16 protein-coding genes are annotated in these 22,364 nt (G+C 67.6%); 5 read left to right on the forward strand and 11 right to left on the reverse strand.

What is annotated here, in order from left to right; translation table 11 throughout:
* Positions 1–8: 8 nt before the first annotated feature.
* From FHW78_RS05235 to FHW78_RS05245, 3 genes are read right to left on the reverse strand one after another with little or no spacing between them, the layout of a single operon-like run.
* Positions 9–2,816, reverse strand: a complete 2,808-nt coding sequence (locus FHW78_RS05235; protein WP_183638611.1) for an AAA family ATPase — start codon at positions 2,814–2,816, stop codon at positions 9–11.
* On the reverse strand, positions 2,809–3,576 hold the full coding sequence (locus FHW78_RS05240) for a hypothetical protein (protein ID WP_183638614.1): 768 nt from the start codon (positions 3,574–3,576) through the stop codon (positions 2,809–2,811). Before FHW78_RS05240 ends, FHW78_RS05235 begins: the two co-directional genes overlap by 8 nt.
* Complete coding sequence (locus tag FHW78_RS05245; RefSeq protein WP_183638617.1) at positions 3,573–4,928, reverse strand: hypothetical protein; 1,356 nt, start codon at positions 4,926–4,928, stop codon at positions 3,573–3,575. The genes FHW78_RS05240 and FHW78_RS05245 overlap by 4 nt, the downstream gene beginning before the upstream one ends.
* 179 nt (positions 4,929–5,107) lie before the next feature.
* On the opposite strand from FHW78_RS05245, the gene FHW78_RS05250 reads away from it, so the two are divergent.
* The 3 genes from FHW78_RS05250 (at position 5,108) to FHW78_RS05260 (ending at position 8,822) form a co-directional block, all read left to right on the forward strand.
* A complete protein-coding gene (locus FHW78_RS05250) occupies positions 5,108–7,150 on the forward strand; it encodes an NADPH-dependent 2,4-dienoyl-CoA reductase (RefSeq protein ID WP_183641163.1) in 2,043 nt (680 codons plus the stop codon).
* A 450-nt stretch (positions 7,151–7,600) separates the two neighbouring features.
* Positions 7,601–8,065 carry a cell wall hydrolase gene (locus tag FHW78_RS05255; RefSeq protein ID WP_141455918.1) on the forward strand — a complete coding sequence of 155 codons (465 nt, stop codon included), beginning with the start codon at positions 7,601–7,603 and terminating at the stop codon, positions 8,063–8,065.
* 145 nt (positions 8,066–8,210) lie between these two features.
* The gene (locus FHW78_RS05260; RefSeq protein ID WP_183638620.1) at positions 8,211–8,822 is read left to right on the forward strand and encodes a glutathione S-transferase N-terminal domain-containing protein; all 612 of its coding nucleotides are present in this window, start codon (positions 8,211–8,213) and stop codon (positions 8,820–8,822) included.
* Between the two features lie 103 nt (positions 8,823–8,925).
* Here FHW78_RS05260 and prpF read toward each other — a convergent pair whose 3' ends face one another.
* From prpF to prpB, 5 genes are all read right to left on the reverse strand, one after another.
* The gene (gene prpF, locus FHW78_RS05265; protein WP_183638623.1) at positions 8,926–10,119 is read right to left on the reverse strand and encodes a 2-methylaconitate cis-trans isomerase PrpF; all 1,194 of its coding nucleotides are present in this window, start codon (positions 10,117–10,119) and stop codon (positions 8,926–8,928) included.
* Between the two features lie 18 nt (positions 10,120–10,137).
* Positions 10,138–10,596 (reverse strand): SRPBCC family protein, encoded by a 459-nt coding sequence (locus FHW78_RS05270; RefSeq protein ID WP_203322211.1) that lies wholly within the window; start codon positions 10,594–10,596, stop codon positions 10,138–10,140.
* Positions 10,597–10,654: 58 nt separating this feature from the next.
* The gene (gene acnD / locus FHW78_RS05275) at positions 10,655–13,264 is read right to left on the reverse strand and encodes a Fe/S-dependent 2-methylisocitrate dehydratase AcnD (RefSeq protein ID WP_183638626.1); all 2,610 of its coding nucleotides are present in this window, start codon (positions 13,262–13,264) and stop codon (positions 10,655–10,657) included.
* A gap of 97 nt (positions 13,265–13,361) precedes the next feature.
* On the reverse strand, positions 13,362–14,516 hold the full coding sequence (gene prpC, locus FHW78_RS05280; RefSeq protein WP_141455913.1) for a 2-methylcitrate synthase: 1,155 nt from the start codon (positions 14,514–14,516) through the stop codon (positions 13,362–13,364).
* A gap of 91 nt (positions 14,517–14,607) precedes the next feature.
* A complete protein-coding gene (prpB, locus tag FHW78_RS05285; protein ID WP_183638629.1) occupies positions 14,608–15,495 on the reverse strand; it encodes a methylisocitrate lyase in 888 nt (295 codons plus the stop codon).
* A 145-nt stretch (positions 15,496–15,640) separates the two neighbouring features.
* Between prpB and FHW78_RS05290 the strand changes: the two genes are divergently transcribed.
* Entirely contained in the window at positions 15,641–16,858 is a 1,218-nt protein-coding gene (locus tag FHW78_RS05290; RefSeq protein ID WP_183638632.1) for a citrate synthase family protein, read from the forward strand.
* Between the two features lie 7 nt (positions 16,859–16,865).
* Here FHW78_RS05290 and prpE read toward each other — a convergent pair whose 3' ends face one another.
* Positions 16,866–18,767, reverse strand: a complete 1,902-nt coding sequence (gene prpE / locus FHW78_RS05295; RefSeq protein WP_183638634.1) for a propionate--CoA ligase — start codon at positions 18,765–18,767, stop codon at positions 16,866–16,868.
* 226 nt (positions 18,768–18,993) lie between these two features.
* Between prpE and FHW78_RS05300 the strand changes: the two genes are divergently transcribed.
* The gene (locus FHW78_RS05300) at positions 18,994–20,457 is read left to right on the forward strand and encodes a hypothetical protein (RefSeq protein ID WP_183638638.1); all 1,464 of its coding nucleotides are present in this window, start codon (positions 18,994–18,996) and stop codon (positions 20,455–20,457) included.
* Here FHW78_RS05300 and FHW78_RS05305 read toward each other — a convergent pair.
* Together FHW78_RS05305 and FHW78_RS05310 are read right to left on the reverse strand one after the other, a co-directional pair.
* The gene (locus FHW78_RS05305) at positions 20,393–21,337 is read right to left on the reverse strand and encodes a glycosyltransferase (protein WP_183638641.1); all 945 of its coding nucleotides are present in this window, start codon (positions 21,335–21,337) and stop codon (positions 20,393–20,395) included. The two genes, FHW78_RS05300 and FHW78_RS05305, sit on opposite strands and share 65 nt — an antisense overlap.
* A 20-nt stretch (positions 21,338–21,357) precedes the next feature.
* Positions 21,358–22,344, reverse strand: a complete 987-nt coding sequence (locus tag FHW78_RS05310; protein ID WP_183638645.1) for a malate dehydrogenase — start codon at positions 22,342–22,344, stop codon at positions 21,358–21,360.
* Positions 22,345–22,364 lie beyond the last annotated feature (20 nt).

A 22,364-nucleotide genomic window follows, 5' to 3' on the forward strand; every position in this document is an offset into this window, starting at 1 on the left:
GCGCGGACTCAGGCCGCGGCCGCGTCCTGCCCGCGATCGCGCTTGAGCACCGCCACCGGTTCGGCCCAACTGCTGCCGGCGCGCCGCTTGCTGGTCGCCAGCACCAGGTCCGAGGGTTCGAACACGTTGACGTTGTGGGTGATCGGCGTGGTCAGGATGTACTGGGCGTCGGTCGAGCGCAGGAAGCGGCCGACCTTTTCGATGTTGGCCACGTCCAGGTGCGCGAACGGTTCGTCGATGAAGACGAATCCGCCCGGTTGTTCCTCGTCGCGCAGCAGCGCCACCAGCAACAGCAGCGACTTCATCACCTGCTGGCCGCCGGACGCCTCGCCGTCGTCCAGGCCGATCCAGCCCTTGCGATCGAAATCGAAGCGCACGGTCAGGCCCGCCTGCGCCAGCGCGGTGTCCTCGTTGACCAGTTCCGGCATCTCCACATCGACGCCGATGCCGGACAGCTCGCCCAGCGCGACCAGGTTCTTGCGGTAGCGGCGGACGGTGGCACGCAGCACGTTGATGTAGGCGCCCCGCGCTTCCTCGGTCAACTTGCGCGCGCGGTGCAGGTGCGCCTCGCGCTTGCCGATGGCGGCTTCCAGCCCGGCGTGGTCGGCGGCGAACTTGTCGCGCAGCGCGACGCAGCCGTCGTCCTCCACGTAGGCGCCGCGCGCCAGCCGCTCGTCGATGCGCTCGACTTCGCGACGCACCGCGTTGGCGCTTTCGTATTCGTCGCGTGCGGCCCGCAACGCGGCCACGCCGCGCCACTCCACCGGCATCTGCGCGCGGCGGCGGCGGAAGTCGACGATCCGCTGCACCAGCGCCATCCGCTCCTGCGCGATCTGGTGTTCGCGCTCGCGCAGTTCATTCTGCAGCGCCTTCAGTTCGCCCGCCCGACTGGCGGCGGCGATGCTCTCGGCCTTGTCCTCGGCGGCCAGGCGATCGAGCTCGGTGCGCACTTCCATCAATGCGGCGGCCGCCTGCTGCGCGGCCTCGGCCAGTTCCGGCAGGCGTTCGGCCGCATCGGCGAACTCGGCCGCGCGCGTCACCAGCTCGTTGCCCGCGCCCAGTCCGAGCAGGCGCGCCTGGCTGGCGTCGACCTGCTGGCCCAACCCGCTCAGTTCTTCCTCGCGCGCATGCGCACGCTGCTGGAGGGCCGTCAGTTCCGCGCGCAGTTCGGCCAGTTGCGCCTGGCGGGCACCCGCGCCGAAGTGATGCGCGTTGCCGCCGATATGACGACCGCCACGCTGTTCGCGCAGATAGCCCTTGGCGGTAATCCAGTCCTGGCCCTTGGGCAGGCGATGGCCGGCCTGCACGTCCTCCACCCGCTGGATCCGATCCAGCTGGCGCGGCAGCCACGCCGGCGGGTCGTCGAGGAAGCGCACCACTTCCAGCAGCGAACCGCGGGTCGGCTTGTCGGCCGGCGCGCGATCGGCGACCAGGAAGTGGCGGTACTGCATCTGCTCGCCCAGTTGCCACGCCGCGGCGGCGTCCTTCGGCGAATCCAGCACCAGCAGATGGCGGTAGGGCGCGAGCACCGCTTCCACCGCCGTCGCCCATTCCGGCTCTGCAATCTCGACCAGTTCGGTCAGCACCTTGTGGCCGATGCCCTTGGCGTCGAGCGCGGCACGGAAGTCGCGTTCGAACGGCTCGGTGACCCGGCCGCCGCCGCTGAGCGCGGCGACCTGGGCGGTGATCTCGGCGGCGCGCTGGCGATCGCGCTGGCCTTCCAGCTTCAGCTCGGCCTGGCGCCGGCGGCCCTCCTCGACCTCGCGGCTCAGCGCCTTGACGTCGGCGCCCTTGCGCCCGCCCTGCAGGCGATCCAGATCGTCGCGTCGCTTGACCAGCATCTCCGCATCGCGCGCATGGTCGCGAGCATGGGTGAACACCGCTTCGGCCTCGGCCTGGCGCGCGCGCACCTCGGCCAGCGCCTGCTGCAAGGTGGTGCGCTGCGCCTGCGCGCCGGCTTCCTGCGCCAGCAACGCGGCGTGCGCATGCCCGCGTTCGCGCAGCGCGCGGCGCAGGCCGGTGAGGCGCGGCCGCGCGCCTTCGATGGTGGCACGCAGATCCGCCAATTCCACCTTCGGCACGATCTCGGTATGCAGGCGGTTGCGCTGCGACCGCAGCGACAGGCCGTCTTCGAACGAGCGCACATCGGCGCGCGAGGACTCCAGCCGCAGATGAAGTTCCGCCAGGCCCTGCTGGAGCTGGCCGATTTCCTTCTCCACGTCGAATTGTTCGCTGCGCGCGCGCTGGTAGTCGTCCAGCACCGCCTTGTCCTCGAACACGTCGAACACCAGTTGCAGCAATTCGCGCGGCGAAAGCTGGCAGAGTTTGTCGGTGGCGCCCTGCTCCAGCGTCAGCACGCGGCAGATCGCGCGGCTCAGGCCCGCGCCGGCCAGACGTACCCGGTAGTCGCGCACGCCCAGCCATTCGCCACCCTGCTCCAGCGTCTCGATCGGCACGTCGCCGGGCACGATCTGGTAGTCGCGGGACCAGTCGCCGCCGCGCTTGCGCACCCGGCAGGCAATCGTGACCTGCTCGTCCATGTACGGGAAGAACGCGCGCTTGCCGCGCCGATCGGCGGGATTGCTGACCACCGCGCGCAGCCAGGCATAGGGCTTGCCGTTGTGGCGCAGGTAGGTCTTGTAGTCGCGCGCCATGTCGCGATCGTCGATGGCCAGCAGCGTGCGCAGCGCATCCAGCAGGGTGGTCTTGCCGGAGCCATTGGGACCGACCACGGTGATGATCGAAGCATCCAGCGGCAGCGTGTAGCGCTGCCAGTAATCCCAGTGGACGACTTCCAGCTGACGGAACTCAAACATCGGCCTGCACCTCTTCGTCCAGCGCGCTCTCGTCGAGTGCGTCCTCGTCGGGCACGTCATCGCCCGGCACATTCCCGGACGCATCCACGCCCGCTTCCTCGCCGCGTTCGCGGGCGGCGGCCTGCGACTGCCGCGCTTCCTCGATGACCTGCGACAGCGCGCCGTCCATCACCCGGCTGGCGATACGCTCGTAGTCGAACGCCAGGTCCAGCAGCGGGCCCTCGTGGATGCGCTCGCGGCGGCGGACGATGAAACCCTGGCGCTGCAGCGCGCCCAGGTTCATCTGCAATCGCCCCTTGCCGCCCAGCTTGTCGCTGAAGTCGGCCAGCAGGGTGCGTTCGTTGATCGGCTCGATCACTTCCGCGCCCACCGGCACCGGCTTGAGTTCGGCGAACATCTGCTCCTGTTCCTGCGCGCGCTCGCCTTCCTGGCGCGCGATCTGGCGCTGGCGTTTGGGCAGCACCAGCAGCGCCCACAGGACCACCAACAACGCCAGTGCGTCGCGGCCCAGCGACAGGTTGCTGGCCGCCCACGCCTCGGCGTTGCCGAATACCTCGTTCTCCTGCGCGCGTGCCACGCCCACCGCCACATGCGCGGCGTAGGGATGTTCGAGCAGGCGCAGGCCGGCGGCGGCGAGGCGGCGATCGAGATCGTCGCGCAGCTCGGCGTCGACCAGGACCTGGCGCATGGCGCGGTCCTCGCGCGGCAGCCAGCGCTCGGCCAGCAGCCGCGCGATCAGGGATGCGATGGGGTCACTCATGCGGTCTGGGTCTTCCGTTTCTTCGGTTTGTCTTGCTTGTCTTGTTTGTCTGGCTTGCGCGTGGCGACGGGCATGGCAGGTGTCGGCGCGGATTGCGGCAGCAACTGGCCGCGGCTCATATAGGCGACGCCGGCGCGCTGGACCTCTTCGAACACCGGTTCGACCCGCCACTGCATCGGCAACTGCGCCAGCGACGCGCCCACACCCTGCCGGTTCTCGGCGCCGGCATCGCCGATCAACCCGAGCAGCGACAGCCGGTACGCGCTGAGCGCAAAGCTTTCCTGCGGCACCCAGTCGGCCAGCGGGGCCTCCTGGTCGAGACCGGCGAGCTGATCCAGCCATCGTTCGGCATGGGCGTAGTCGCTCTGCGCGACCGGGGCCTGGGTCTCGCTGGGCGCCTGCTGCGCCGGCGGCAGCGCGGTGCTTTCCTGGCCTTCGCGTTCGCGCTCGACCAGTTCGTACTCGGCCACGTCCAGGGCGATCGGCCCGAGCACGAAGGCCGGCATCGGCGTGCGCACCAGCACGTCGTCGGCCAGGGCGGCCAGCGCGTCGATGTCGCGGGCGCGCAGGAAACGGTTGACGTCGGAAGAGGACAGTCCGCTCGCGCCCAGGTGCACGCGGTGGCGATCCAGCTGGTTCAGCGCGCGCTGGAACACCGACGCCTGGCGCAGCAACGCGCTCTGCGCGCGGCCGATCTGCTGGGCCACCCGATGGGTCGCGGTATCCAGATCGCCGTCGGCGGCGATGTCGCGGATCAGTTCGGTGCCCTTCTCCACCCATTGCCAGACCGACTGCAACGTATCGGCGGCGCGCTGGATGCGGTGTTCCGAACCGCTCAGCACGGCCTGGTCGAAGTCCTCGCGCAGTTCGTTGAGCCGCGACAGCAGGTGCTGCAGATCGTCGGCGCCGACCCGGCCCACCGCCTGGCCCGCGGCCAGCTGCGCGGTGACGTAGGCCAGTTCGTCGCCTTCGCGGTTGAACTGCAGCAGCATGCCGATCGCCGCCAGCGCCTGGCGCCCGACCGGACTGATGCGGTAGCGCTGGCTGTGCGCTTCCCATAGCAGCAGGCCGTTCTCGCGCAGGCGTCCCAGCACGGTGTCGAACTTGACCGGATCCAGATACGCGAACTGGTCGCGCAGTTCCTGCGGACTCCAGTCCGGCGCCTGCCCGCGCTCGCCGATCGTGCGCAAGACCAGCAGGCGCACCATGACGTTCTCCTCGCCCCCGTGGAACAGGGTCGAGAAGGCCCGCAACTGATCGCGGGCGGCAAGCAGGGGGTGGAGGTCCGGCAGATCCGCGGCGGCGATGCCGTCGCGCAGGTAGTCGTGCAGGGGAGGTGATGCGGCGTCCATGACGTCCCGAAAGCCTTGGTCCCCTATGGTCCCCGAGCCGGCCGGACGGGACAACTCTTGCCAAGCGGGCGCGTTCTGTGCCGTGCTTGCGCTTGTCCCGGAGGTGGCGCCAGCACTTGCGCCGGCGCGCTGCCCGGGGCATCGTGTCGCATCCATACGCCAGCGTATCCATCGCCCGCATGACGTCCAGCGCCGCCGCCCTCCCCGCCGAGCACTATCCGCACCTGTTCGCCCCGCTGGATCTGGGTTTCACCCGGGTCCGCAACCGCATCCTGATGGGTTCGATGCACACCGGCCTGGAGGACCGCGCCCGCGACTTCCCGCGGCTGGCCGCCTATTTCGCCGAACGCGCCGCCGGCGGCGTGGGCCTGATGGTGACCGGCGGCTTCTCGCCCAACCTGGTCGGCTGGCTGAAGCCGTTCGGTGGCAAGCTGTCCTGGCCGTGGGAAGTACGTCCGCACAAGTTCGTCACCCGCGCCGCGCACGAGCACGGGGCGCTGATCTGCCTGCAGTTGCTGCATGCCGGCCGCTACGCCTACCACCCGCTCTCGGTGGCGCCGTCGAAGCTGAAGGCGCCGATCAATCCGTTCACCCCGCGCGCGATGTCCGCGCGCGCCGTGCAGTCGCAAATCAACGCCTATGCCGGCGCTGCCCGGCGCGCCCGCGATGCCGGTTACGACGGTGTCGAGGTGATGGGCTCGGAAGGCTATCTGATCAACGAGTTCACCGCGCCGCGCACCAATCGCCGCAACGATGCCTGGGGCGGCACACCGGAAAAGCGCATGCGTTTCGCGGTCGAGATCGTCCGCCGCATCCGCGAGGCCTGCGGGCCGGACTTCATCATCATCTACCGGCTGTCGCTGCTGGATCTGGTGGAGGACGGCAACCAGTGGGAGGAGATCCTCGCCCAGGCCCGCGCGGTGGAGGCGGCCGGCGCGACAATCATCAATTCCGGCATCGGCTGGCACGAGGCGCGGGTGCCGACCATCGTCACCTCGGTGCCGCGCGCGGCGTTCGTCGACGTCACCGCCAAGCTCAAGCCGCATGTGTCGGTGCCGGTGGTGGCGACCAACCGCATCAACATGCCGGACGTGGCCGAGGGCATCCTGGCCGCCGGCAAGGCCGACATGGTGTCGCTGGCGCGGCCGCTGCTGGCCGATCCGCAGTGGCCGGAGAAGGCACGCACCGGCCGCGCGCACGCCATCAATACCTGCATCGCCTGCAACCAGGCCTGCCTGGATCATGTGTTCGAGAACAAGACCGCCAGCTGCCTGGTCAATCCGCGCGCCTGCGCGGAAACCGAGCTGACCTATCCGAAGACCTTCGCCGCAAAACGCGTCGCCGTGGTCGGCGCGGGGCCGGCCGGGCTGGCCTGCGCGACCGTGGCCGCCGAACGCGGACACCGGGTCACCCTGTTCGATGCCGAGCCGGAAATCGGCGGGCAGTTCAATTTCGCCAAGCGCATCCCCGGCAAGGAGGAATTCCACGAGACCCTGCGCTATTTCCGCCATCGGCTGGAAGAGACCGGCGTCGAAGTGAAGCTCTCCACGCACGCCGATGCGGCGCTGCTGGCCGGCTTCGACGAAGTGGTGCTGGCGACCGGCATCACCCCGCGCCGCGTGGATTTTCCCGGCGCCGATCACCCCAGGGTGATCAGCTATACCGACGTACTGTCGGGCCGGGTCACGGTCGGCGCCCGCGCGGCGTTGATTGGCGCCGGCGGCATCGGATTCGACGTGGCCGAGTTCCTGGTCCAGGAAGGCCCCTCGTCCAGCCTGGATCCCGCGCGCTGGATGGCCGAATGGGGCGTGGACGCGACCTTCGAGGGCCGCGGCAGCCTGGCCCGCCCGCACCCCGAACCGCCGGCCCGCCAGGTCTGGCTGCTCCAGCGCAGCGCCGGCAAGCCGGGCGCGCGGCTGGGCAAGACCAGTGGCTGGGTCCACCGGGCGACGCTCAAGGCGAAGCAGGTGAAGATGCTGGGCGGGGTCGAGTATCTGGGCGTGGACGACGCCGGCCTGCACATCCGCGTGGACGATACCGAACAGGTGCTGCCAGTCGATCACGTGGTGGTCTGCGCCGGCCAGGAGCCACGCCGGGAACTGCAGGCGGCGTTGCTGGCCGCTGGCCGCACCCCGCACCTGATCGGCGGTGCCGACGTGGCCGCCGAACTCGACGCCAAGCGCGCCATCGCGCAGGGCAGCCGGCTGGCCGCGGCGCTCTGAACCGACGGGCGGCGAGGCGGTCCCTCGCCGCGCTTGATGACGGCCATCACGGAATCATGCGCGCGCATCGCCGCGCATGCATGCGACCACGGCGCTTTTCCCGGGCTTTTCAGGCGCTTCCCGCCAGCGCGCGACGGTTCGCGGACGCACCGCCAAGCCGCCTCGACCTTGACACGGCTTTCACCAACAAGCATTTCCAATCAAATACTTAGTAGAGCTGTCAACCCGGCGTGTTCAGGGGGGGTTCCGGTTTTCGCCCGTACCTTGCGCCAACTTTTTCGGCCCGCCCCCCAGTTCCGGCAGGCCGCCCCGGCGCCCTCATCATTCAGCCGGGACCCCGGGCAGCCCGTGTGAAGGCTGCCTCCCCATGACGCCCTGCCGCGTCCCTCCCCCGCCGCTTCCAATGGATCGGAACGGTCGGGACCGGCAAAGACGGAGCAAGGAGTTCCCATGAAACTGGCCTGGATTCTCTGGCTGTCGCAGATGTTGCCGCAGCCGGCCGCTGATTCGTTGTGCCTCAGTACCACCGTATACCTGGAAGCCCGCGACCAGACCCTGCGCGGCCAGCAAGCCGTCGCCGAGGTCGCCCTGCGCCGCCGCGACAGCGGCTTGTGGGGTGATTCGGTCTGCGAGGTGGTGACCGCCCGCAAGCAGTTCGCCCCCACCATCGTCGCCCCCGGCACCCGCCTGCAGAATGCGGACGCCTGGGCCAAGTCGGTCAGCGTGGCCCTGAACGCCGAGCGCAACTGGGCCCTCCCGCCCGGCCAGCGCAAGGAAATCGTGCCCGGCGCCAGCCACTTCATGGCCCACCAGATCGCCAACCCGAGCTGGCGCAACGCCTATCGCGTGGCCACCATCGGCGATCACACCTTCCTGCGTGTGCAGTCGCTCAAGCCGCAGCCACCGCGCTCGTAAACCCGAGCGTCCTGTCGCCGAAGCGGCGATTTCTCCCTTCCGGCAAGCGGGCCGTCCGTGACGGTCCGTTACGGCGGTGGCCTTGTGGGCCCTGGACAGGTCTGGGAGAGTTCCCGGATCGCTTTCTAGTACCTGGAGTCCACCCATGAAGCTGTACAGCAAGCCCGGCGCCTGTTCCACCGCCGACCATATCGCCCTGCAATGGACCGGCCAGCCCTTCGAGTTGAAGGTGATGACCGCCGCGGAGATGAAGGCGCCGGAGTACCTGGCGATCAACCCGACCGGCGCGGTCCCGGCGATTGTCGACGGCGACTTCGTCCTGACCCAGAACGCCGCGATCATGGGCTATATCGCCGACCGCTACCCGCAGGCCGGGCTGGGCGGCGACGGTTCCGCGCAGCAGCGCGCCGAGGCGGCGCGCTGGCTGTCCTTCGTGAACTCCGACGTGCACCCGGCTTTCACCCCGCTGTTCGCGCCGGGCAAGTTCATCGCCGACGAATCCGAGTTCGATGCCATCAAGGCCACCGCCCGCAAGCGCCTGCGCGGCCTGTTCGAAAGCGCCAACCAGCGGCTTGAAGGCCGGCAGTGGCTGGCGGGCTTCCGCAGCTTCGCCGATCCCTATCTCTACATCACCCTGCGCTGGGCGGGTAACGTCGGCGTGGATCTGGGCGGCCTGGACAACCTGGCGGCATTCCGCCAGCGCATGGAAGCCGACCCGGGCGTGCAGGCGGCGCTCAAGGCCGAAGGCCTGCACTGAAACAAACGGAAGGGCGGGCCAAGGCCCGCCCTTCTCGTTTCAACAATCAATTCCACCAGCCGACATCCCCATATGTGCGCGGAGACGTCGGCTCCGCGCCGATTCAGAACGCATCGCCGGGAACGCGCACCCAGCCTTCCATCAGGATGCGGGCGCTGCGGCTCATGATGGCCCTGGCGACTTTCCATTCGCCGTTTTCCTGCGTGGCTTCCGCGCCCACCCGCAACGTGCCGGACGGATGACCGAAGCGCACCGCGCTGCGTTCACCGCCGCCCGCGGCCAGATTGACCAGCGTGCCCGGCACCGCCGCGGCGGTGCCGATGGCGACGGCGGCGGTGCCCATCATCGCGTGATGCAGCTTGCCCATCGACATCGCGCGCACCAGCAGGTCGATATCACCCGCGCCCACCTGCTTGCCGCTGGAAGTGACGTAGTCCTGCGCCGACGCCACGAACGCCACCTTCGGCGTGTGCTGGCGGCGCGCGGCCTCCGACACGTCGGCGATCAATCCCATCCTTACCGCGCCGTGCGCACGGATCGCCTCGAACATCGCCAGCGCCTTCGGGTCACCGTTGATGGCGTCCTGCAATTCCGCGCCGGTGTAGCCGATGTCGGTGGCGTTGACGAAGATGGTCGGGATGCCGGCATTGATCAGCGTCGCCGGAAACTTGCCGACGCCTGGCACGTCCAGCTCATCGACCAGGTTGCCGGTCGGAAACATCGCGCCGCCGCCCTCGCCTTCGCCCTCGTCGGCCGGATCCAGGAACTCCAGCTGCACCTCGGCTGCCGGGAATGTCACGCCGTCCAGTTCGAAGTCCCCGGTTTCCTGCACCTGCCCGCCGGTGATCGGCACGTGGGCGACGATGGTCTTGCCGATGTTCGACTGCCAGATACGCACCGTGCAGACACCGTCCTGAGGGATGCGCGCGGCATCGACCAGTCCACCCGCGATGGCGAACGATCCCACCGCCGCCGACAGGTTGCCGCAGTTGCCGCTCCAGTCGACGAAGGCGCTGTCGATGGACACTTGGCCGAACAGGTAATCGACATCGTGGTCCGGCCGCTCGCTCTTCGCCAGGATCACCGTCTTGCTGGTGCTGGAAGTCGCGCCGCCCATGCCGTCGATCTGCTTGCCGTAGGGATCGGGGCTGCCGATTACCCGCAGCATCAGCGCATCGCGCGCCGCGCCCGGCGCGCGCGCGGGTTCGGGTAGATCCTGCAGCCGGAAGAACACGCCCTTGCTGGTGCCTCCGCGCATGTAGGTGGCGGGGATTCGGATCTGGGGCGCGTGTGGCATGAAGGTCTCGGTGTTCGGTCAGGGGTTGTCGGGAATCTGGGGTTCGACCACGTTGGCCAGCAGGGTCAACGACTCCTGCCAGCCGAGGTAACAGAACTCCACCGGAATCATCGCGGGAATGCCTTCCTGCACGATGCTGATCTCGGTGCCGCAGGCCACCGCCTTGAGCGAGACGCTGACCTGCATGGTGCCCGGCAACGCCGGGTTCTCGAACTGATCGTCGTAGCGGATGCGCTCACCCGGCACCAGTTCGCGATAGGTGCCGCCGAAGGCATGGCTGGAGCCGGTGCCGAAATTGGTGAACGACATCCGGTAGGTCCCGCCGACCACCGGATCGATGTGGTGGACCTTGCCGGTGAAGCCGTGTGGCGGCAGCCACTTCACCATGGCCTCCGGATCCAGGAAGGCGCGGTAGACGCGCTCGGGCGGCGCGCGCAGGACGCGGTGCAGGCGGACGGTTCCGGTCTCGTTCGACATGGTCATGGCCTCTCGGGGATGGTCCGTCCCACTCTAGCGCGGCGGGCGCAAGACGGCGTCACGCCGCCTGCGCCGACTCCAGGAAGTCCTGGGCGAAGCGCTGGAGCACGCCGCCGGCTTCGTAGATCGAGACTTCCTCGTCGCTGTCCAGGCGGCACGTCACCGGTACCTCGATGCGCTCGCCGTCGCGGCGATGGATCACCAGGGTCAGCGTCGCGCGTGGCCTGCGTTCACCGACGACGTCGAAGGTCTCGGTGCCGTCGATGCCCAGGGTCAGGCGGGTGGTGCCGGGCTGGAACTCCAGCGGCAGCACGCCCATGCCGATCAGGTTGGTGCGGTGGATGCGTTCGAAGCCCTCGGCGACGATCGCCTCGACGCCCGCCAGGCGCACGCCCTTGGCCGCCCAATCGCGCGACGAACCCTGTCCGTAGTCGGCACCGGCGATGATGATCAGCGGCTGCTTGCGCTCCATGTAGATCTCGATCGCTTCCCACATGCGCATCACCCGGCCTTCCGGCTCGACCCGCGCCAGCGAGCCCTGCTTCACGCCGCCGTCGGGGTTGCGCACCATCTCGTTGAACAGCTTCGGATTGGCGAAGGTCGCGCGCTGCGCGGTCAGGTGGTCACCGCGGTGGGTGGCATAGGAATTGAAGTCCTCTTCCGGCAGGCCCATCTTCGCCAGATACTCGCCGGCCGCGCTGTCCAGCAGGATCGCGTTGGACGGTGACAGGTGATCGGTGGTGATGTTGTCCGGCAGCACCGCCAGCGGGCGCATGCCGCGCAGCGTGCGTTCGCCGGCCAGCGCGCCCTCCCAGTACGGTGGGCGGCGGATGTAAGTGCTCATCGGGCGCCAGTCGTACAGCGGGCTGGCGCGTTCGCCGTGTTCGACCCGCACGTTGAACATCGGACCGTACACGCGGCGGAACTGTTCCGGCTTCACCGAGGCGCGCACCACTGCGTCGATTTCCTCGTCGCTCGGCCACAGGTCCTTCAGCCGGATCTCGCGCCCCTCGAACGTGCCCAGCACGTCCTTCTCGATATCGAAACGCACGGTGCCGGCGATCGCGTAGGCCACCACCAGCGGCGGCGAGGCCAGGAAGGCCTGCTTGGCGTAGGGATGGATGCGGCCGTCGAAGTTGCGGTTGCCGGACAGCACGGCGGTCGCATACAGGTCGCGATCGACGATTTCCTGCTGGATCTTCGGATCCAGCGCGCCGGACATGCCGTTGCAGGTGGTGCAGGCGAAGGCGACCACGCCGAAGCCGAGCTTTTCCAGTTCCGGGGTCAGTCCGGCCTCGTCCAGGTACAGCGCGACCGCCTTGGAACCGGGTGCCAGCGACGACTTCACCCATGGCTTGCGGGTCAGGCCGACCCGGTTGGCGTTGCGTGCCAGCAGCGCGGCGGCGATCACGTTGCGCGGATTGCTGGTGTTGGTGCAGCTGGTGATGGCGGCGATAATGACCGCGCCATCCGGCATCAGGCCCTCGGCCTCCTGCGCGCGTGCCTGCGCCAGATCGCCGGCGATGCCCTTCTCCGCCAGATCGGCGGTGGCGACTCGGGCATGCGGATTGGACGGACCGGCCATGTTGCGGACGACACTGGAAAGATCGAACGCCAGCGTCCGTTCGTATTCGGCGTTGCCCAGGCTGTCGGCCCACAGGCCGGCGGTCTTCGCGTAGGTTTCGACCAGGCGGACCTGCTCTTCCTCGCGACCGGTCAGGCGCAGGTAGTCCAGGGTCTGGCCGTCGATGAAGAACATCGCCGCGGTGGCGCCGTACTCCGGCGCCATGTTGGAGATGGTCGCGCGGTCGCCCAGGGTGAGCGCGGCGGCGCCTTCACCGCGGAACTCCAGATAGGCGCCGACCACCTTCTGCTTGCGCAGGAACTCGGTCAGCGCCAGCACGATGTCGGTGGCGGTGATGCCGGGCTGCGGGCGGCCGGTCAGCTCGACGCCGACGATGTCGGGCAGGCGCATCCAGGAGGCGCGCCCCAGCATCACGTTCTCCGCTTCCAGGCCGCCGACACCGATCGCGATCACGCCCAGCGCATCGACATGCGGGGTGTGGCTGTCGGTGCCCACGCAGGTATCCGGGAAGGCCACGCCGCCACGCACCTGGATCACCGGCGACATCTTCTCCAGGTTGATCTGGTGCATGATGCCGTTCCCCGGCGGGATGACGTCGACGTTCTCGAACGCATGCCGCGTCCATTCGATGAAGTGGAAGCGATCCTCGTTGCGGCGATCCTCGATGGCCCGGTTCTTGGAAAACGCGTCCGGATCGTAGCCGCCGCATTCCACCGCCAGCGAGTGATCCACGATCAGCTGTACGGGCACCACCGGATTGACCTTGGCCGGATCCCCGCCCTTGTCGGCGATGGCGTCGCGCAGGCCGGCCAGGTCGACCAGCGCGGTCTGGCCGAGGATGTCGTGGCAGACCACGCGCGCCGGGAACCACGGAAAGTCGAGATCGCGGCGACGTTCGATCAGCTGCTTCAGCGAATCGGTCAGCGCTGCCGGTTCGCAGCGGCGTACCAGGTTTTCCGCCAGCACACGCGAGGTGTACGGCAGCCGGTCGTAGGCGCCGGGCGCGATCGCGTCGACCGCGGCGCGCGCGTCGAAGTAGTCCAGTGAGGTGCCCGGCAGGGCCTTGCGGTATTCGGTGTTCATGGCTTCGCGGTCGGCGTGGCTTTGCGGCGGTCGGGATTCCAGGCCATCGATGGCGGCTCCGCGCGTTCCCGGACGGAAACGCGCGGGCACGGCCGAATCAACGCTGGTCGATCGGGACGAACTTCAGGTTTTCGGGGCCGGTGTAGTTGGCGCTGGGGCGGATGATCTTGCCGTCGATGCGCTGCTCGATGACGTGCGCGCTCCAGCCGCTGGTGCGGGCGATGACGAACAGCGGGGTGAACATCGCGGTCGGCACGCCCATCATGTGGTAGCTCACCGCGCTGAACCAGTCCAGGTTGGGGAACATCTTCTTGATGTCCCACATCACCGCTTCCAGGCGCTCGGCGATGGCGTACATCTTGGTGCTCTGCTGTTCCTCGGACAGATCCTTCGCCACCTGCTTGATCACGTCGTTGCGCGGATCGCCGACGGTGTAGACCGGATGGCCGAAACCGATGACCACTTCCTTGCGTTCGACCCGCGCCTTGATGTCGGCCTCGGCCTCGTCCGGCGTCTCGTAGCGCTTCTGCACCTCGAACGCCACTTCGTTGGCGCCGCCGTGCTTGGGTCCGCGCAGCGCGCCGATGGCGCCGGTGATGCATGAGTGCATGTCGCTGCCGGTGCCGGCGATCACGCGCGCGGTGAAGGTCGAGGCGTTGAACTCATGCTCGGCGTACAGGATCAGCGAGGTGTGCATGGCGCGCACCCACGAGTCGCGCGGCTTCTCGCCATGCAGCAGGTGCAGGAAGTGGCCGCCGATCGAGTCGTCGTCGGTCTCCACGTCGATGCGCTTTCCGTTGTGGCTGTAGTGGTACCAGTACAGCAGCATCGAACCCAGCGAGGCCATCAGCTTGTCGGCGATGTCGCGCGCGCCCGGGTGGTTGTGGTCGTCCTTCTCCGGCGACACGCAGCCCAGCACCGACACGCCGGTGCGCATCACGTCCATCGGGTGCGCCGACGGCGGCAGCTGTTCCAGCGCGGTCTTGACCGAGGCCGGGATGCCGCGCAGCGACTTCAGCTTGGCCTTGTAGCCGGCCAGTTCGGCGCGGTTGGGCAGCTTGCCGTGGACCAGCAGGTAGGCGACTTCCTCGAACTCGCTGGTGGTGGCGATGTCGAGGATGTCATAGCCGCGGTAGTGCAGGTCGTTGCCGCTGCGGCCGACCGTGCACAGCGCGGTGTTGCCGGCGGCGGTGCCGCTCAGGGCGACGGACTTCTTCGGCTTGAAGCCGGTGGCTGGGGTGGGTTCACTCATTGCTGCCTCCCGATGGTGTGGCGGTGCGGCGGAAGCTGCTCCACCGCGCTGGAATGACCGGGGACGGACCGAACCGCCCCCCGGGCTGATGTCAGGCGTCGCCCTTCTTCGCGAACAGGGCGTCGAGCTTGTCTTCGTAGGCGTGGTAGCCCAGGTAGTCGTACAGGTCCGCGCGCGACTGCAGGGTATCGATGATGTTCTTCTGGGTGCCTTCGCGGCGCACGGTCTCGTAGAAGTTCAACGCCGCCTTGTTCATGGCGCGATAGGCACCACAGCAGTACAACGCGATGTCCACGCCGGCCGCGCGCAGTTCGTCGACGGTGAAGAACGGGGTGGAGCCGAACTCGGTCAGGTTGGCCAGGATCGGCACCTTCACCGCGTCCTTGAAACGGCGGTAGTCCTCCAGCGTCTTCATCGCCTCGGGGAAGATCATGTCCGCGCCCGCCTCGACATAGGCCACCGCGCGTTCGATCGCCGAGTCGATGCCCTCGACGGCGGCGGCGTCGGTGCGCGCCATGATCACGAAGCCTTCATCGCCACGCGCGTCCACCGCGGCCTTGACCCGATCGACCATCTCGTCCTTCGACACCACTTCCTTGCCGGGCCGATGGCCGCAGCGTTTCTGGCCGACCTGGTCCTCCATGTGCACGGCGGCAACGCCGACGCGCTCGAACGAACGGATGGTGCGCGCGATGTTGAACGCGCCGCCCCAGCCGGTGTCGATGTCGACCAGCAGCGGCAAACCGGTGGCGTCGACGATGCGGCGCGCGTCGGTCAGCACGTCTTCCATCGTGCTGATGCCCAGATCGGGCATGCCCAGCGAGTTGGCGGCGACGCCGCCGCCGGACAGGTACAGCGCCTTGTAGCCGACGCGGCGGGCCATCAGGCCGGCATAGGCGGTGATGGCGCCCATCACCTGCAGCGGGGATTCCTCGGCGATCGCGGCGCGGAAGCGCGCGCCTGCGGATGCGTTGCTCATGCATGTCTCCTGCGGAAGCGGATGGCGCCCGTTCCTCGGCGGAGCGGGCCGGGGGTGCGCGCAAGGGTACGCGCACCGGCGGCGCACAATCTGGCACCATCGCTCGGGTTGATCAATCTTGATCAAATCAATCAATCTATCGGCCATGGACACCGACCTGCTCTCCGCCCAGGACACCTGCCGACTGCTCGGCATCAGCCAGGCCACCCTGTATGCGTATGTCAGCCGTGGCCTGATCGAGTCGCGCCCCGGCCCGGACCACCGCAGCCGGCTGTACCTGCGTCGCGACGTCGACCGGCTGGCCCAGCGCAAGCGCGCCGGGCGCGGCGCCGCCCGCGGGGCCGCGCAGAGCCTGGATCGCGGCCTGCCGGTGCTGGAGACGCGGATTTCGCTGATCCGCCCGGAGGGCCCCTACTACCGCGGACGTTCGGCGGTCGCCGCGGTGCGCGAAGGCGCCACCCTGGAAGACGCCGCCCGGCTGCTGTGGGACTGCGGCGACCAGGATCCCTTCACGGCGACGCTGGAGACGCAATGGCCGGCGCACGTCGCCCCCATTGCCGGCGACGCGGACCTGCCGCCGCTGGCGCGCGCGATGTCGGCGATTCCGCTGCTGGCGCTGGACGTGCGCCAATCCGTGGGCGCCTCCGCCCTGGTCCGCCACGAAATCGCGGCCACCCTGCTGCGCCACAACGCCGCGTTGCTGGTGGCGCGCCCACCTTCCGCGGGGCCGGTCCATTGGCTGCTGGCGGATGCGTGGAAACCGGGCGACGAAGGTTTCGCAGATACGGTGCGCGCGGCGCTGGTGCTGTGCGCCGAGCACGAACTCAACGTCTCCGCGTTCGCCGCGCGCGTGGTCGCCTCGACCGGCGCGCACCTGCACGCCACCGTATGCAGCGGCCTGGCGGCGTTGTCCGGCCCGCGCCACGGCGGCGCCACCGCACGCGCCTATTCGCTGATAGAAGCCGCCTGCGCGGCGGACTCGCCCCGTGATTTCATCGCCGCACGCTGGCAGCAAGGCGAGGATCTGCCCGGCTTTGGCCATGCGCTCTATCTGCATGGCGATCCCCGCGCGACGGAATTGCTGGCGCGGCTGCGCCGGCTACACGCGGATACGCCGGTGATGCAGCGGATGGAGGCGGTGATCAGCGCCACCGAGGACATCAACGGACTGCGCCCCAACGTCGATTTCACCCTGGCGGCGATCTGCCACGCCAACGCCCTGCCCGCCACGCCGGCATTGGTGATGTTCGCGGCGGCGCGGCTGGCAGGCTGGCTCGCGCATGCGTTGGAACAGCAGGCCCAGGGCCGGCTGATCCGTCCCCGCGCCAGCTACGCCGGCGTGCCACCCGTCACGGCGGAATGACTCGGGATCAGTTGCCGGCCTCCGGCCCGCGTTGCAGCGCCTTCCTCACTTCCTCCAGCGCGTTCGGATCATCCAGGGTGGAAAGGTCGCCGGGATCCGCGCCCTGCGCCAGCGCCTGCAACGAACGCCGCAGCAGCTTGCCGGAACGGGTCTTGGGCAACGCATTGACGATGTACACGCGCGCCGGCCGCGCCACCGCGCCCAGGCTCTGTTCCACGGTACGGCGCATGCCTTCGGCCGCACGCACGCGTTCGTGCGGTTCCTCGGTCGCCTGCCGCAGCGTCGCGAATACCACCGGTACCTGCCCTTTCAGTTCGTCGTTGACACCAATCACCGCAGCCTCGGCCACGGCGGGAAAGCCGGACACCGATTCCTCGATCTCGCGCGTGCCCAGACGATGGCCGGCGACATTGATTACGTCGTCGGTGCGGCCGAGGATGAAGGTGTAGCCCTGCTCGTCGCGGATGGCCCAGTCCAGCGAGCTGTACAGCAGTTCCTTGAAGTGGCTGAAATAGCTGGACAGGAAGCGGGCGTCGTCATTCCAGATGGTGGTCATGCAACCCGGCGGCAGCGGCGGCTGGATGACCAGCACGCCCTTCTCGCCCGGCCCGACTTCCGCGCCGGTGCCTTCGTCGATGACCTTCATCCGGTACCCGAGATTGGGAAAACCGGGCGAGCCGAACTTCACCGGCTTCATGTCCAGGCCCGGCAGCAGCGTCAGCGCCGGCCAGCCGGTCTCGGTCTGCCAGTAGTTGTCGATGACCGGCTTGCCCAGCGCGTCGTTGATCCAGTGCGCGGTCGGTTCGTCCAGCGGCTCGCCGGCCAGGAACAGGTATCGCAGCTTCGACAGATCATGCCGGCGGATGAAATCGACATCGTGCTTCTTCAGCACCCGGATAGCGGTCGGCGAGGAGAACATGGTGCGCACGCCGTATTTCTCGCACAGCGACCACCAGATGCCGGCATCCGGGTGGAATGGCAGGCCTTCGTACAACACCGAAGTGGCGCCGACGATCAGCGGCCCATAGACGTTGTACGAGTGTCCGACCGCCCAGCCAACGTCGGAGGTGGAGAACATCACCTGCCCCGGCGCGACGTCGAACACCGTGCGCATCGACAGCGCCAGCGCAACCGCGTAGCCGCCGACATCGCGCTGCACGCCCTTGGGCTTGCCGGTGGTGCCGGAGGTGTACAGCAGGTAGCTGGGCTCGTTGGATTCCAGCCACGCCACGTCCACCTGCTCGTCGCCGACCGCCTGGCGCAGCGTGGCGTAGTCCTCGTCGCGCCCCGCCATCCTCGGTTCGGCCGGATCCAGTCCGCGCGAGACAATCAGCACCTTGGGCGGCGGCGTGGCCGCCTTCGCGCAGGCTTCGTCGACCAGCGGCTTGTACGGAATGACCTTGCCCCCGCGCATGCCGGCATCGGCGGCGATCAGCAGCCTGGGTTGGGCATCGTCGATGCGCAGCGCGAGGTTGTGCGCGGCGAAACCGCCGAAGACCACCGAATGGATGGCTCCGATGCGCGCGCAGGCGAGCATCGCGAACACCGCCTCGGCCATGTTGGGCATGTAGATGACCACCCGATCGCCACGCCCCACGCCCAGGCGCTGGAGGATGGCGGCGAAAGCGTTCACCTCGCGATGCAGTTCGCGGTAGCTGATCTCGCGCGTGGTGCCGGTTTCGGAGGACACCGCCACCAGCGCCAGCTGATCGGCGCGTTCCGCCAGATGCCGGTCCACCGCGTTGTAGCAGAGATTGGTCTGGCCACCCACGAACCAGCGCCGGAACGGCGGCTTCGAATAGTCCAGCACCTGCCGCGGCGGCACATGCCAGTGGATGGCGCGCGCCTCCTCACCCCAGAAGGCTTCCGGCTCGTCGATCGACCGGCGATAGACGTCTTCGTACCCCATGCGGCGATCTCCTGTCCGATTGCCCGCAGCATAGTCCCGCCGACACCATCCCACCTTCCGACTTTGGTCAAATGCTCACCGGGGACGCCACACTCCCAGGTCATGGGCCGCGTGACGCCTCCCAGGTACCGCCCGAGGCCACCAGCGGGCGGTCTGTCGCTGTCGTTGCATCCCGATCAGCGGTCTGTTGATAGCGGTTCGCATGTGAAAACGGCAGAATGAGAAGATGAGCGATCCACTGTCCACGCACCCGCCCGCACTCCTTCGCCATCGCAGGGAATGGCTTGCTGCAGCAATTCTAGTACTGCTGATCAAGGGCGGCTGGCTCCTGGTTGACCATACCTTGCGCCTCTACATGGGCGATTCGATGGTCTATCTGCAGACAGGCGCTTGGCTGAGTCCAAGCCCGGGACGTTCGTTCCTGTATGGCGTATTGCTGCATTTCTCGGCCTTCCCCTTGCACTCGCCCATTGCGATTCTGGCACTGCAGACCGCTCTGTCCGCCGCCACTGCACTACTCCTTTTCCATTTCCTGCGCCATATCCTCGCGCTGCGCTTCTGGATTTGTCTGCTTGCCACCGTGTTCTATGCTGCCGAACCGGCACAGATCTTCTTCGAGCGGATGGTGATGGCGGAAACGGCGGGGCAGTTCGCCCTAGTCCTGACCGTGTTGGCGCTTTCCCGTTTTCTCACTGTGGGGAAACTCCGCTGGTACCTGTTCAGTTGCATGCTTGGTCTGCTCGCCGCGAATTTCCGCACTAGCCTGCTACCCGTCGTACTCGGCCTTGGTCTGGTCGTTCCCTGGGTCAAGTACTGGCTCGTCGACAAGCACGAGAAACCCCAGAAGGCGTGGCGTCAGCGACTGGGGTCACTTGCTATTGCGCTGGGAACGTTGGCCGCGTCGCATGTGGCGTATACCCAGATCTATGGCATCGCCTTCAAGTGTCCGCCCGGTTACCTCGCCCTCACCGGGATGATGCGAATCGGCCTGGTTGCACCGCTCATCCAATCTGAGCATTTCGAAGGCACCGGAGTATCCGGGGATATCCTCAAGCGGGTCCAACTTCCACTGTCGGATCACTGGCAGCGCGGCAATCACATCTGGTCCAGCCAAGGACTCTGGCACGAATTGGAGAACGACAGTCCCAACCCCGAGCTGGTCGCCCGCACGATTACGCGGCGGGCCATGCTTTCCAATCCCCTCGGCTTGCTGGAGATCAACCTGGAGACCTTGGGTGGCTACTTCGACATGACCCGTGTCTACTGGCGAATGCAAGACGACATCGGCGTGATAGCCCCGGATGAACGTGCGCTGGAACTTGTGCAAGGTTGGCTGGAGTGGGACGCCAGGGGAATCAATACGCTCGAGACCCCTGCCCGCCGCTTTTTCGCGGCTTCATATCGATGGCTGGTATTTTGCCTGTTCGGCTTGGTACCCATTGCGCTCCTTGCGCTCGTCGCCGGCTGGCGCACGCCACGGCGGCCTCAGTTCTTCCTGCTTGGGCTGGCATCAGTCGGTCTTGTCGCTTCCCACCTGCTGTTCGCCCATATCGTCTCTTTCCGCTATATCCATCCACTGCCGTGGTTCATGCTTGCCAACATCGCGGTATTAATTGATGCAGCGTTCAATTCCCGATATCGGACCGTTTCTCGGCTGGAGACGGCCAGCGCAGGTAAGCCAGCGCCCTGAGTTCGCGGCGCCCCCTTGCCACTGCATCCAGCACCAGCCCTGCAACCATGGCCAGCATAGAGACCACGGCCAAAGCAGTCACGAGGATGGCGGTCGGAATGCGCGGCACCAATCCTGTTTCAAGGTAAGTCAGTAGCAGCGGCAATCCCAGCAAGAACCCGAGCAGCGCCGTGGACAGGCTGAGCGCACCGTAGAAGGCAATGGGTCGTTCCGTACTGAACAACTTCAACATCGTGCGCACGATGCGGAATCCGTCGCGCCAGGTGCTCAGCTTGCTTACCGAGCCTTCGGGCCGCTCCTTGTATGGTGTGGGAACTTCACCGATCGACATGTGCAATTCAAGCGCATGAACTGTCAGTTCCGTTTCTATTTCGAACCCGCCAGACTGCGCCGGAAAACTTTTGACGAATCGGCGCGAGAAAGCACGGTATCCGGACAGGATGTCCCGACATGGCCGGCCGAACAGCCAGCCCAGGAATCCCGTCAGCAGGCTGTTTCCGAACGCGTGCCCCGCCCGATAGGCCAAGACGCCTGTCGCTTCGCGCACGCCCACCACCATGTCGTGCCCCTCCCGCAGGCGTCCAATCAAACGGGGGGCACAGGCAGCCGAATAGGTATCGTCACCGTCCACCAACACGTAGATATCAGCATCGATATCAGCGAAGAGACGACGAACAACATGTCCCTTACCGCGCAACCTGACGTGCCCGACACGAGCCCCCGCCGCTTGAGCTCGCTCCGCGGTGTCGTCCTCCGAATCATTGTCAAAGACATACACCACGGCTTCCGGAAGTGCTTTCCGGAAATCGGCGACGACCCGCTCAATCGTGATGGCTTCGTTGTAACACGGCACGAGTACTGCAACGCGGGGGGAACCCATACTTCTTCCTTATTGATGACTCAGCCCAGCAGGTGCGCCACGCCGGCGCGCTCTTCTTCCAGCTCGGCCAGGGTCTTGTCCATCGCGGCGCGGCTGAACGCGTCGACTTCCAGGCCTTCCACGCGGGTGTATTCGCCGTTGGCGGTGATCACCGGCACGCCGTAGATCACGCCTTCCGGAACGCCGTAGCTGCCGTCGGACGGCACGCCCATGGTCACCCACTTGCCGTTGCTGCCCAGCACCCAGTCGCGGATGTGGTCGATGGCGGCGTTGGCGGCGGAAGCGGCCGAGGACAGGCCGCGCGCCTCGATGATCGCGGCGCCGCGCTTGCCGACCTGCGGGATGAAGGTGTTGGCGTTCCAGTCGGCGTCGTTGATCTTGTCCTTCAGCGACACGCCGTTGGCGGTGGCGAAACGGTAGTCCGGGTACATGGTCGGGCTATGGTTGCCCCACACCACCAGCTTCTCGATGTCGCCCACGGCCACGCCGGCCTTGTTGGCCAGCTGGCTCAGCGCGCGGTTGTGGTCCAGGCGCAGCATCGCGGTGAAGTTCCTGGCCGGCAGGTCCGGCGCCGACTTCATGGCGATGTAGGCATTGGTGTTGGCCGGGTTGCCGACCACCAGCACCTTGACGTCGCGGCTGGCGACCTTGTTCAGCGCGGCGCCCTGGGCGGTGAAGATCTTGGCGTTCTCCAGCAGCAGGTCCTTGCGCTCCATGCCCGGGCCGCGCGGACGCGCGCCGACCAGCAGGGCCACGTCGGCGTCCTTGAACGCCACTTCCGGGTCGTCGGTGCCGACCATGCCGGCCAGCAGCGGGAACGCGCAGTCTTCCAGCTCCATCATCACGCCCTTCAGCGCGGCCTGGGCCTTGTCGATCGGCAGCTCCAGCAACTGCAGGATGACCGGCTGGTCCTTGCCAAGCATTTCACCGGAGGCGATGCGGAACAGCAGGGCATAACCGATCTGGCCGGCGGCGCCGGTGACTGCAACACGGACGGGGGTCTTCATGGGGTTGTCTCCGAGGGAAA

The organism is Pseudoxanthomonas sp. OG2 (genome assembly GCF_014192765.1).
GTDB classification, from domain to species: domain Bacteria; phylum Pseudomonadota; class Gammaproteobacteria; order Xanthomonadales; family Xanthomonadaceae; genus Pseudoxanthomonas_A; species Pseudoxanthomonas_A beigongshangi.